Origin of the sequence: Diaphorobacter sp. LR2014-1, from assembly GCF_002916785.1 — a bacterium.
In the GTDB taxonomy this organism is placed as follows: Bacteria; Pseudomonadota; Gammaproteobacteria; order Burkholderiales; family Burkholderiaceae_C; genus Diaphorobacter; species Diaphorobacter nitroreducens.
The window spans coordinates 1-12,077 of record NZ_MTBE01000059.1 but is presented as its reverse complement, the minus strand read 5'-3'; the positions used below and the strand labels follow the sequence as shown (position 1 = coordinate 12,077).

At 61.3% G+C, this 12,077-nt stretch carries 12 protein-coding genes and 2 pseudogenes; 10 read left to right on the top strand and 4 right to left on the bottom strand.

The genetic code is table 11. From position 1 onward, the window contains the following. Positions 1 to 315: hypothetical protein (locus BV908_RS22875; protein ID WP_246867569.1), on the top strand; the 315-nt coding region annotated here is incomplete at its 5' end. A 109-nt stretch (positions 316 to 424) separates the two neighbouring features. Here BV908_RS22875 and BV908_RS21105 read toward each other — a convergent pair. Then, complete coding sequence (locus tag BV908_RS21105) at positions 425 to 640, bottom strand: DNA-binding protein (RefSeq protein ID WP_103739141.1); 216 nt, start codon at positions 638 to 640, stop codon at positions 425 to 427. A gap of 302 nt (positions 641 to 942) precedes the next feature. Between BV908_RS21105 and BV908_RS21100 the strand changes: the two genes are divergently transcribed. The 3 genes from BV908_RS21100 (at position 943) to ltrA (ending at position 4,558) form a co-directional block, all read left to right on the top strand. Further along, complete coding sequence (locus BV908_RS21100; protein WP_103739140.1) at positions 943 to 1,203, top strand: helix-turn-helix transcriptional regulator; 261 nt, start codon at positions 943 to 945, stop codon at positions 1,201 to 1,203. Next, complete coding sequence (locus BV908_RS21095) at positions 1,193 to 2,488, top strand: type II toxin-antitoxin system HipA family toxin (protein WP_172751420.1); 1,296 nt, start codon at positions 1,193 to 1,195, stop codon at positions 2,486 to 2,488. The genes BV908_RS21100 and BV908_RS21095 overlap by 11 nt, the downstream gene beginning before the upstream one ends. 684 nt (positions 2,489 to 3,172) lie before the next feature. Next, complete coding sequence (gene ltrA, locus BV908_RS21085; protein WP_103739138.1) at positions 3,173 to 4,558, top strand: group II intron reverse transcriptase/maturase; 1,386 nt, start codon at positions 3,173 to 3,175, stop codon at positions 4,556 to 4,558. 305 nt (positions 4,559 to 4,863) lie between these two features. Here the strand turns inward: ltrA and BV908_RS21075 are convergent. Further along, positions 4,864 to 5,076, bottom strand: a pseudogene (locus BV908_RS21075) (recombinase family protein); the annotation flags it as partial. Between the two features lie 140 nt (positions 5,077 to 5,216). Between BV908_RS21075 and BV908_RS21070 the strand changes: the two are divergent. From BV908_RS21070 to BV908_RS21045, 6 genes and pseudogenes are all read left to right on the top strand, one after another. Continuing rightward, on the top strand, positions 5,217 to 5,468 hold the full coding sequence (locus BV908_RS21070; protein ID WP_103739137.1) for a type II toxin-antitoxin system ParD family antitoxin: 252 nt from the start codon (positions 5,217 to 5,219) through the stop codon (positions 5,466 to 5,468). Further along, on the top strand, positions 5,465 to 5,791 hold the full coding sequence (locus BV908_RS21065; protein ID WP_103739136.1) for a type II toxin-antitoxin system RelE/ParE family toxin: 327 nt from the start codon (positions 5,465 to 5,467) through the stop codon (positions 5,789 to 5,791). The genes BV908_RS21070 and BV908_RS21065 overlap by 4 nt, the downstream gene beginning before the upstream one ends. A gap of 185 nt (positions 5,792 to 5,976) precedes the next feature. Then, entirely contained in the window at positions 5,977 to 6,954 is a 978-nt protein-coding gene (locus BV908_RS21060; RefSeq protein WP_103739135.1) for a tripartite tricarboxylate transporter substrate binding protein, read from the top strand. 19 nt (positions 6,955 to 6,973) lie between these two features. Continuing rightward, positions 6,974 to 7,945, top strand: a complete 972-nt coding sequence (locus BV908_RS21055; RefSeq protein WP_103739134.1) for a 4-hydroxythreonine-4-phosphate dehydrogenase PdxA — start codon at positions 6,974 to 6,976, stop codon at positions 7,943 to 7,945. Between the two features lie 128 nt (positions 7,946 to 8,073). Beyond that, positions 8,074 to 8,190, top strand: a pseudogene (locus tag BV908_RS22935) (GFA family protein); the annotation flags it as partial. Next, positions 8,148 to 8,546: a GNAT family N-acetyltransferase gene (locus tag BV908_RS21045; RefSeq protein WP_246867568.1), complete on the top strand. Its 399-nt coding sequence runs from the start codon at positions 8,148 to 8,150 to the stop codon at positions 8,544 to 8,546. The pseudogene BV908_RS22935 and the gene BV908_RS21045, both read left to right, overlap by 43 nt. A 168-nt stretch (positions 8,547 to 8,714) precedes the next feature. On the opposite strand, the gene BV908_RS21040 is transcribed toward BV908_RS21045, so the two are convergent. Next, positions 8,715 to 9,371 carry a hypothetical protein gene (locus BV908_RS21040; RefSeq protein ID WP_246867567.1) on the bottom strand — a complete coding sequence of 219 codons (657 nt, stop codon included), beginning with the start codon at positions 9,369 to 9,371 and terminating at the stop codon, positions 8,715 to 8,717. Between the two features lie 214 nt (positions 9,372 to 9,585). Then, on the bottom strand, positions 9,586 to 12,077 hold a 2,492-nt coding region (locus BV908_RS21035; RefSeq protein ID WP_103738568.1), incomplete at its 5' end, for a Tn3-like element IS1071 family transposase.

Sequence of the window (12,077 nt, the reverse complement as noted above, 5' to 3'; positions counted from 1 at the left end):
TACTGGAATTACCCGAAAGGCACCGAGCAAACGCCCACTCATGCGCAGGAAACCAATATGGAGCGCCAGACCAAGCTTGTGGGAATCACCTCGGCGTGCATTGATTGCGTCGCGCTCGGCACCATCGAAGGTGAAAAATGCCTTCATCTCGAAGTCGCTGATATCGCGGGGGAGCCCACGCATCCCCAAAAACGTTGTGTGCCAACCCTGCATCGTGAACCTCAAAAGTGGGAGGCCACCATACCCGTTTACAAAGCGAACAGGAAAGTCAATGAAATCAACGGTCTACCCAGACCACCCCCGCGCCAGTGCTAGCTTTGCGTACCGTCACTTATTGCACTGAAAACGAGGAGACCCCAGCTAGTGCCGCCACGTTGCAAAACGTCGGTACTCGCTAATATCTGCCGACAAATCGGAACATTGCTCAGCCGGCACTGACATGCGCCGTGACCGACTGGCTAGTTAAAATCTGCAAGCACGACTCCTCGTAGGCTTCGATGTCGACCTGGCGGTAAGCCACCCGACCGCAGAGCTTCAGGAATTTTGGCCCGATCCCGACGCTGCGCCAGCGCTCCAGGGTGGCCTCGCTGATATTCCAGCGGGCAGCCAGTTGTTTTTGATTCAGGTGAACGACTTCCATTTTGGTCTCCTTCCGAATGAGTTGGCAGGAGTCCATGAAGGCGCTGTTCCGCGCGTGAGCCAAGCGATAGTTGGCGCTGATCCGTTCGCCGCAAAGAAGAGGTCGTGGCGCATTTCTGAAAACCGCGCCACATTCGGTGTAAATGGGTGTCAATTTGGAATCGAGATCGCTACCGTTTCCCGATCGGGAAATAGCAGGCCGAATCACGCCCGAACCACACCTAACATTCCCGATCGGGAAATATCGCTTGCACTTAGTCCGGTTGTGACTGATAATTTCCCGAACGGGAAGCTGAGCAAGCCATGACATCCATTCGATCACCTCAACAACTCGGCGATGCACTGCGTGCCGCTCGCAAGCAGCTCGGGCTGAGGCAGCCCCAGTTGGCGCTGGCGGCTGGGGTGGGTGTGCGCTTCATTGTCGACCTTGAGGCCGGCAAGCCCACATTGCGGCTGGAAAACGTGCTGCGGGTCATTGATGCCCTAGGCGGTGAGGTTCAGTTGAGTGGATTGCCGTCTGCTGCTTCCGACGATCAACGAGAGGATGACGGCCATGGCGCATGAGCTGGAAGTCTGGCTTTTCGCCGAGCGTGTCGGCACCTTGGCGCTGGTCGATGGGCGACTGAGTTTTTGCTACGCACCTGATTGGCTGTTACATAACGACGCCGTTTCCTTGTCGGCCTCGCTGCCCCTGCAAGCGGTGCCGTTCGACGATCGTAAAACGCGTCCTTTCTTTGCTGGTCTTCTACCCGAAGGGCAGATGCGCCGCTTGATTGCGCAGCAGTTTCAGGTGTCTGGCCAGAACGACTTTGCGCTGCTGGACCACATCGGCGGCGAATGCGCCGGGGCCGTGACCTTCCTTGAACCCGGGCAGGCTTTGCCTGTGCCGACCCGCAGCGATGACGTTCAATGGCTGAGCGATGAGGAAGTCGTGGCCATCCTGGATGAATTGCCGCGTCGACCTATGCTCGCAGGCAAAGACGGCTTGCGGCTTTCCTTGGCGGGTGCCCAAGACAAGTTGCCAGTGGTTTTCGATGGTGCGCGCATCGGGCTGCCCCTCAACGGCACGCCGAGCTCCCACATCCTGAAACCGGCTATCCACGCCGTCGACGACAGCGTGATCAACGAAGGATTCTGCATGGCACTGGCTGAGGCCATGCAGCTCAAGCCCGCAAAATCGAAAGTACACCAGGTATTGGATCGCTCGTTTCTGCTGGTTGAGCGCTACGACCGACTGATCGATGCCCATGGGCATCGACAACGCCTTCATCAAGAGGACTTCTGCCAGGCACTGGGCGTGGTGCCAGAAATGAAGTACCAGAATGAAGGTGGTCCGGATCTGGCGCAGTGTTTTGATCTGGTGCGCAGTGCAACCCGCCCCAGCGCGCCGCAAGTCCTGCGACTACTCGACTACGTGATCTTCAATGCGCTGATCGGCAATCATGATGCGCATGCCAAGAATTTCTCTCTGCTGTACTCCGGCAAGGCCCCCGTTCTGGCTCCGTTTTACGACACGCTCTCGACGGCCGTGTATCCAACACTGACGCAGAAGATGGCGATGAAAATCGGCAGCAAGTACAAGTTCACCGAAGTCCAGGCGCGGCACTGGGAACAGTTCGCCGAAGGCGTCGGCTTTACCAAGGCGCAGGCCAAACGGCGCATTCTGGAGTTGGCAAAGTTACTGCCTGCGACGGCGCGCAAGCTCCAGTCAGACCCCGGCCACAGCTTTGCTGGCAATGCCGTGGTAGAGCAAATCAATACCTTGATTGAGCAACGCTGTGCCCTGACGATTCGGCGGCTTACCGATCCCGCAGCCGAAAATGACGCAGCCGCCGAACCCTCGATCTGAACCACCATGCGGACGCGAGTTCGATTCCGGGTTTGGGAACTGAACTAGCCTTGGAATGCAGACGAGGTTGAACGCCATTTCCGGTGACCAATCAGGCCGAAAAACCTGCTTGATTGTTCGCAAATTCGCCTGTCAACCCCCGCTTTTCGCACTGGTACGCAGGGCTTCGCAACTTGCGAGAACGCCGGTATCGCGTACTTTCAATAGTCGTTTGGTGCGGGGTGCTGCCCCACCACCATATTGAAGGGCTCGGATAATCTCCGGGCCCTTTTTCTTGCGTGCGCCCAGCATGGGCGCACTCCTACGGGTGCAAGTCCCGTCGTAAGTTGGTCACAACGAACGAAGCGAAGCGCAACTGCATGAGGGCGACCGAATGTGGGGAGGAAGCGTGGAGCGTAAATCGCGAGCCGATGAACAAGAACCGCATAGAAGGCGCTGCCAAGCAGGGCAAGTGGGCGCAAAACCACGAAGCTCTCGTGACCAAGGCGAGGTGGCGTAGATGCGGCGGTTGTGCGATGAAGGAGTGCGACTCTTACCTGGGGAGATCTCGCCTTGTGCCTGAAAGGGCGACAGCGCTGCTGGAGCGAGAAGTCAGCAGAGGCCGTAGTAGCTGGAGCTGGGGCTGATGAGGCCACAAGGTGAATGCGAAGGGCCGAACGAGAGCAAGTGACCGAGGATACGAGGATGCCAAAGGCCGTGCGTCAGATGCCGGAGCCATCCGGGCGGGTGGGTGCAGCGCACGGTGAAGCCGTGCGCGAGCCAGCCAGCGACGAAGCCAGAGGCCCGCCCCGTGAACACCAGGACACAGGGTCGGCAAAGCCGAAGGCGGGCACAGGTGGCCTGCTGGAAGCGGCGCTGACGAGAGAGAATCTGCAAGCAGCGTGGAGACGGGTCAAAACCAACAAGGGAGCGGCAGGCGTGGATGGGCTGGACATCCAGCAAACCGGGCAACTGCTGCGAACGAGTTGGCCGCAAATCCGTGCTCAATTGCTTGCGGGCCAGTACCGGCCAAACCCGGTACGCAAGGTGATGATCCCCAAGTCCGATGGGAGCCAACGCGAGTTGGGCATTCCGACGGTGCTCGATAGACTCATCCAGCAAGCACTGCTGCAAGTGCTGCAACCGCTGATCGATCCCACCTTTAGCGAACACAGCTACGGATTCAGACCGGGCAGACGAGCGCACGACGCGGTGAAAGCCGCTCGGGGCTTCGTCCAATCGGGCAAGCGCGTGGTGGTGGACGTTGACCTATCGAAATTCTTCGACCGGGTGAACCACGACATACTGATGGAGCGGCTGCAAAGGCGCATCCCGGACAAAGCCGTATTGCGGCTCATCCGGGCGTACCTGAATGCCGGGATCATGGATGGCGGGGTAGTGATCGAACGGGGCCAGGGCACACCGCAAGGCGGGCCGCTGAGCCCGCTGCTGGCCAACGTGCTGCTCGACGAAGTGGACAAGGCGTTGGAGGCGCGAGGCTACAGCTTTGCGCGCTACGCCGACGACTGTAACGTCTACGTGGGCAGCAAGAAAGCAGGCCAGCGAGTCATGGCATGGCTCAGAAAGCTGTACGGCAAGTTGAAGCTTCAGATCAATGAGGCCAAAAGCGCCGTAGGCAGCGTCTTCGGGCGCAAATTCCTGGGCTATGGCCTGTGGGTAGCAAAGGGGCGGGAAGTGAAATGCAAGGTGGCCTTGAAGGCGCTGAACGACTTCAAGGCCCGCATCCGGCAGCTCACGCGCCGTTCGCTCGGGCGCAGCATGAGCCAAGTGGTCGATAAGCTCAGGGCCTACCTGCTGGGCTGGAAGGCGTACTTCGGGCTGGCGCAAACGCCCCGAGTCTGGCGCGAGCTGGACGAATGGCTGCGCCACCGGTTGCGCGCTCTACAGCTCAAGCACTGGAAGCGCGGGGCAGCGATCTATCGCGAACTGCGCTCGCTGGGGGCCACGCATGACGTTGCGCGGCAGGTGTCGGTCAATGGCCGACGCTGGTGGCGCAACAGCGCCAAGCTGCTCAACAGCGTGCTGACCATCGCGCACTTCGATCGGCTGGGGCTGCCCAGACTCTCATGACCTCAAACTCTCGAACCGCCCGGTGCGGATCCGCATGCCGGGTGGTGTGGGAGGGGCGCAGTCTACAATGACTGTCCCCTATCCCGATCTGAAATCCCCGCGCCATGCGGGATCCCGACCATCCGTGCTGCGGGTGGCCATCATCGGCTGGAAGGTTTGGATTGCGGCAAGCCCGCGTTGAATGACTGGCTGTTGCGCCACGCCCGCCAGGCGCAGGGCAGCGGCTCGGCCAAGACCTTTGTCGTTGCCGAGGACGATGGCCGCGTGGCGGGCTACTTCAGCCTGACCGTGGGACAAGTACTGATGACCCGGTGGCGGTCAAACACATCGACCATCCGCGCGAAATCCGCCAGCGAGCGGGATAGCCGGTCGATCTTGTAAACGACCACGATGTCGACCTTGCCCATCTGGATGTCTGCCATCAGGCGGCGCAGTGCGGGTCGGTCCATGTTGCCGCCGGAGAAACCGCCATCGTCGTAATCATCGGCCACGGCGATTCAGCCCTCGTGGCTCTGGCTCTTGATGCGTCATCGATGCGGATGTGATCCGCCAGGTCCCAGTAGCGCAGGCAGTTGTTCGGGTTGAGCATGGATGCCTTCTTTCGGTATGGTGTAATGCGGGTCTTGCCAAATTTTGCCAAAGAACCCACACTTGCGCCATGAGCACGATGAACATCTCTCTCCCCGACACCCTGAAGTCCTTCGTGGATGAACAGGTCAGCCAGCGCGGCTATGGCACGAGTAGCGAGTACGTGCGCGATTTGATCCGCAAGGATCAAGACCGCCTGCAATTGCGCAACCTGTTGTTGGCTGGAGCTGCCTCGGCTCCGGTGGCCCCCGCGGATGTCCGCTACTTCGACGGCCTGCGGGATTGGGTGCGCAAGGCTGCCAAACCCGCAGCCAAGGCGTGAAGGCCAAGCCAGTCATCCCGCGTGAGCAGGCCAGCCGGGATGTGGATGAGGCTGTCGCCTACCTGAGTGAGGCGGGCGAAGCTGTGGCAATGGGCTTCGTCGATGCGCTGGAGAAGGCCTACGGCCACATTGCCCGCCATCCGGCAACGGGATCGCCTCGCTACGCGCACGAGCTCAACTTGCCCGGGCTGTGCGCCTGGCCGCTGACGCGCTACCCGCACCTCGTGTTTTACGTCGAGCGTCCGGACCATATTGATGTCTGGCGTGTGCTGCACGGCCAGCGGGACATCCCGGCGTGGATGCAGGAGCCCGACGGCGTGTGACGGTCGGATCGCCGGGCATATCTGCGTGTTTGCCGGTGTAAACAATAAGCGGCGACCGTCACGACCATCACCACTGTCACACCGGGCTGGTGATTGTAATGGTCGTGACGATGGTGGCGATCACCGCCTATTGTTATTGACCCATCCCTCTATAATCCGACGCTTTGCCATTCAGGAGACAGTCAATGCGTTGGGTTTCGTCTTTGGTCAGCACGCTGTGCGTGGCTGGCTTTTCCGCGGTCGGTGCCGGTGTTCATGCTGCGGAGCCTGCTGACAAGCCGGTGAGGATCGTGGTTCCCTTCGCTGCGGGCGGCTTGGCTGATGTGCTCGCACGCGCCTTGGCCGAAGACATCCGGCCGAGCTTCCCCAAGGGCGTGTACGTCGAAAACAAGACGGGCGCGGGCGGCAACATCGGGGCTGCGGAAGTGTTCAGCCGCCCGAAGCCGAGCGAACACACCCTACTGGTTTCATCGCCGGGTCCGATCGCCATCAACCATGGCCTGTACACCAAGCTGACCTACGATCCGACCCAGTGGATCGCGGTGGCCACGCTCGCCTCCGTGCCCAATGCGCTCATCGTCAGCCCCAAGCTGCCGATCAAGTCGGCGAGTGAGTTCGTGCCCTACGTCAAGCAGAACGCCGGTCGCGTTTCGTACGCCTCACAAGGCAATGGCACCACCTCGCATCTGACCGCAAGCCTGTTCACCTCGCTGACCGGCACGTCCATGATCCACGTGCCCTACAAGGGCGACACCCCGGCCCTGAATGACCTCTCCGGCAGCCAGGTCGATTCGTTCTTCGGCAGCGTCGGCGCGTCGATCAACCTGCACAACGCCCAGCGCGTGCGCATTCTAGCGGTGGCTGACCGCAAGCGCTCGGCCGCGCTGCCCGACGTCCCCACCTTCGCCGAGATCGGCATGCCTGGCATGCAGTCGGTGACTTGGTACGCCGCAGTGACGGCGCCTGGCACGCCCGCCGAAGACGTCCGCTACCTCAACACGGCGATCAACGACGCCATGACGAAGCCGGAAATGAAGGAACGCCTGACGAAGCTGGGGCTGGACGCGATGCCCAAGAGCACGACGGAAAGCGCCGAGTTCATCAAGCAGCAGACGGCCCTCTGGCAGAAGGTCATCCGCGACGCCAAAGTCACCATCGATTGAGCTGGCGAGCCGGGCGATCATGAATCAAGCAGAACGGGCGGCACGCATCGCCTTGCCCATCGGCGACCCGCACGGAATCGGGCCCGAAATTGCCCTGAAGACGGTCGAAGCCTATGAGCAGCACCCTGGGGTTGCGCTGACTCTGTTCGGCCCCGCAGGCCCGCTGCAGCACACCGCCCGGCAGCTTGGCCTGGAGGCGCTGCTGAGCCGCACCGCCTTTGTCGAGACGCCTGGCTACGCCGATTCAGCATTCGAGCCCAGCCGCATCAGCGCCGATGCGGGCCGCGCCTGCATCGATGCCGCATCGGCCGCTATCACGGCAACCTCTGCCGGCCACCACGACGCCGTGGTCGCTGCTCCGCACCACGAAACCGCCATCCACCAGGCCGGCATTGCTTTCAGCGGCTACCCCTCCTTGGTAGCCCGGGTGCGCGGCGTGCCGGAGGACAGCGTGTTCCTGATGCTGGTGGGCGGCGGATTGCGCATCGTCCACGCCACGCTGCACGAAAGCGTCCGCACCGCGCTGGACCGGCTCACGCCGGAGCTGGTCGTTGCCGCAACCCGCGCCGGGGCGCGCGCATGCGCCCTGCTGGGAGTCGAGGCGCCGCGCATCGGGCTGTTCGGCATCAATCCCCACGCCTCCGAGGGCACACTGTTCGGGCCGGAAGACGCAGCCATCGTGCGGCCAGCCGCGGCCGCGCTGCGCGCCGAAGGCTTCGAGATCGACGGACCGTACGGGGCCGACATGCTGCTGGCGCAGCGCGGCCACGATCTGTACGTGGCGATGCTGCACGACCAGGGCCACATTCCCATCAAGCTGCTGGCGCCCCATGCGGCAAGCGCGCTGAGCATCGGCGGCGACGTGCTGCTGTCGAGCGTAGGGCATGGCAGCGCAATGGACATCGCCGGTCGGGGCGTGGCCTCGCCTGAGGCAATGATCCGCACCGTGGCGCTGTTGGCGAACTGCGCGGTGCCTGGCAGCGGCAACTGATGAAATGATCTGGCCACCGCCGCGCCGCCGGTGCCGTGGGAGTGGCGTCGCAAAGGCCGGACGCTGTAACGCAGCCGGCCGGCTGGCACACCCTCGGCGCCAACCAGTTTCAATTGAAGGAGATTGCCATGAAGATCGAAGGCGCCTGCCATTGTGACGCGATCAGCTACGAGGCGGAAGTGGAGCCGGGCACCACGACCGTGTGCCACTGCAACGACTGCCAGATCCAGTCGGGCTCAGCCTGGCCGCGCTGAACCAGTTCCTGCAGCGCTTCGCGCTCGTCAACCAGAAGGCCAGCAGCGCGCAGACCTATGTCTGCTGCCAGGGTGACGTGGTGGTCGGCTTCTACAGCCTAGCCGTTGGTAGCGTCGATCCGGAAGCCGCGCCGTCGAGAGTGATGAAGGGGCTGGCGCGCCACCCGGTGCCGGTCTTGATCCTGGCCCGGCTCGCTGTGGACAAGGAGCATCAGCGTAAAGGTCTGGGCCAGGCCTTGCTCAAGGATGCACTGCTGCGCACCGCACAGGCCGCCGACATTGCGGGTATCCGCTGCCTGTTGGTCCATGCCCAGGACGACGCAGCACGGCAGTGGTACGAATCGTGAGACCGTGTTCGTGCGCGACGAGGTGATCGAGGGCATTGCTCCCTCACTGCCGCTGGAACTCATCGACATCTGACGCCTGTCCTTCCTACTGACCCAGAACCCGCAAGATCGAAGGGCAGAGCCTTGGGTATAAAGTGGCTCGTTTCTTCGGTCTTCTGGGGCGGTGATTTACGCGACCTGCAGTGTCGGATAGTCTGTATAGCCCTTGGCGCCACCTGCGTAGAACGTGTTGGAGTCAGGCGCGTTCAGCGGTGCCTTGGCCCTAATGCGTGCGGGCAGGTCCGGGTTAGCCAGGAAGGCGGTGCCAAAGGCCACAGCGTCAAGCTTACCTTCGGCAATAGCTGCCTCTGCCTCATCAGCGCTGTAACCCATATTGCCCACCAACACACCCTTGTACTTTTCACGCGCTACGGGCATGACATCGGCCTTCTGCACGCCGAAGAAATCGGCGCGCATCACGTGCAGGTAGGCTAGCTTGAAGGCGTTGAGCCTATCGGCCAGGAAGCCGATGAGGGCCAGCGGGTCGCTGTCTTTCATGCTGTTGAAGCTGTTGAGGGGCGACAGGCGCAGGCCCACACGTTCGGAACCGATCGCCTGGGTCACGGCAGTGAGTACCTCGAACAGCAAACGTGCACGGTTTTCCAGCGATCCGCCGTAAGCATCGGTGCGCTGGTTGGGCGTGTCGCGCAGAAACTGGTCAATCAGGTAGCCGTTGGCGCCGTGTACTTCCACACCATCAAAGCCGGCGGCAATGGCGTTGCGCGCGCCTTGAGCAAACGCAGCGACGATGCCGGGAATCTCGTCGACGGTCAGGGGGCGGGGCACCGCGTGCGGCAAGGATGAAAACCCAGATTAGTGAACAGAAAACAGTGGTAAAGCTAACAGTATTCCCAATAGGGGTCTCCTCGTTTTCAGTGCAATAAGTGACGGTACGAAAAGCTAGCACTGGCGCGGAGGTGGTGTTGGTAGATCGTTGATTTCATTGACTTTCCTGTTCACTTTCAAATCTGCGATTCGTGGCGTCAAACCGTGGTCGGTTTCATCCATTGGTGCCAGTTATCGATGCATTTGGCCGCGAAGGCAGGATTTGGTCAGCATAGCGGTCAACCGGGAAGCGAAACACACCCCGCAAGTTGATGCTCTCCAGCCTGGTGGGCGCAATCTTCCCGATCAGTTCCGGTGGAATGACCTGGCGGCGGTTCGACCAGCGATCCAGGACCGCCTGCATCTGTGAGGTATTCCACGCCATCACGATGTTGGCCATCAGGCTCAACGCATCGGCCACAGCCTGCATTTCATCGACACGTTTGGCCTGCGCCGGGCTGATCCGGCCGGTATAAATGGCGCGCTTGAGGGCGTTAACAGCCTCGCCCCGATTGAGCACCCGGCGCAACTCGTTCCTGAAAGCGTCCTTGACAAAGTAGTCAGCCAAAAACGCCGTACGCAGCAACCGCCCCAATTGCACGCCAGCCTCATAGATTGGATCGCCCTGGGCGGCAGAACCGAACCGCGCAAGAGCTGCCACCGCACTGGCATGTCCGCTCATGACCGAGGCTGCCAGGTGCACCAGACTATCCCAATGCTTTTCGATCAAAGCGACGTCGACATTGGCTTCGCACACCGCAGCGATTTCTGCGGGCACTTTGGTGCCGCGTGGCACAAAGAGGTGGCGCTGTTTGAGTTCCTTCAACCGCGGGCAAAGATCAAAACCAAGCAAACGGGCATGTGACATGGCAAAGTCGGTGTAGCCATGGGTATCCACAGCAAGCTGGCTGGTCTCCAGCTTTTCTTGGCGGATGACACCTTCAATGGCCACGCCCGCCTGGCGCTCATTGAGCACAAAGGGCTGCGCATGGAAGATGCCCCACCGGTCTTTTACATGGGAGTAGATTCCAATGGAAGGTGTGTTGCGCCGAGGATCAAGCCGGGCTTGCCACACCCGTTTGGTGGTCTCCATGGTCATCATGTCAGAAGATGCCAAATCGGACCGCCCCCAGGTGGCGGCAATCGGGTGTCGCTGCATGAATTCCAGCACAGCCTGGCAGGCCTGGCTCAGACGCCGTTCGTCCCGCGCCCAGCGCATGGCCTGGCGAATGCTGGTGGCAGACAATTGCGGAATCATGCGCGCGCATTCGACCGCAGTCAGACTGGTGCCGTGGGCCATGATGCCGGCATAGACCATCAGCAGCTCGTCGGTAGAGCGCGGCTCACGTCCGAGCATGATCCAGCTAAAGCGCACCTGGGCGTCAACGGCCAGAATCACTTCCGGCAATTGAACCTCACCGATGCGGTGATCCAAAGCCGCGCGCAGCTTGGTCACTTCTGGGTCTTCGTCCTCTGCGGGCAATGGCGACAAATGGAGTTCATCATCCACGCGCAGTACGCCACTGCGGGCTGCAGCGGCCACCGCATCGACACCGGCAGTTACTCTGGCCAGCAAAGGCTTCAAGAAAGTGGCAGCCTTGCTGGGTAACGATAGACGGGCATAGTGTTTCTTGGACTCTGCCTGCCAACGCTCGTCCGTGAAGAACAAGCGCGCACGACCCCGAAAGCTCAGGCTGTGCTCAATCCAGACCGAGCCATTGCGCACCGCGCGGCGCAGGGCAAACAGGGTGGCCACCTCCAACGCCTGAAACGCCCGTTCCCGGTCTGGGCTGGAGATCGAAACCTGCCAGATCATTCCCAGACTTGGTGCCACCACTTCAACTGGCAGCTTTCTGGATCCTTTGAGATATAAAGCTTGCAGCTTGGCAAGGTACTCGATGGCAGGATGCTCGCCGGTGGCCTGCCAGGGCAGCTTTGCAATGGCGACGAGCAACGACCGCACGGGGCGAATTCCATCAATCAATCCCTCGCGGACCAGGGAGGCCCTGCTCGGTGGTTTGCGTTTCTGGGTTTCGGTGATCAAGGCTTCAAGACGGGCACGCAACTCAGCATCTGGCACCGCACCTTGCGCGCTCAAGGCAACAAGTTCGCCGAGCAGCGTTTTGTACATTGCGGCCCAATTGACGGTAGCGGGGACATCGGCGGCAGCCTGACGCCACAGATCGGCGATCCGGCGCTGCACCATAAGGATCAACTGGTCTGTGGTGGTGAACAGGCAATACCGAAGAAAGCATGCGACCTCCACGGTGCGCGCTGGCTCTTTGATCTTGGCTCCGGCTGAGGGCGGCCTGGAGACAAGTCGGCGCGCGTAGCGGCGCAAGATGAGATCGGGGATGTCTGCCAGGTGCTTATGAACGTCCAGCGTGTAAAGCAGGTCGATGCGCTCCAGTACCTCGCTGATTTGGCGGGTTGAGTGTTTCGCCGGTGCAGCCCATAGCCAACTCTGCTGGGTTTGTCCATCTGGGCGCAGCTCTGAAACTGAGGCTCGCCAGCGATCAAGTGTTGCTGGATCAACGCTGGCGGCGATGGCGGTGCCTGTTTCAACTTCAAGCTGGGCAAGTGCCGCCGCAATCAGTGTCCGAATTGCCCGCTCGTGCACGATCACCAGCTTGTTCTTGTACAGCCATTGACGCGCCCGCACGAGTA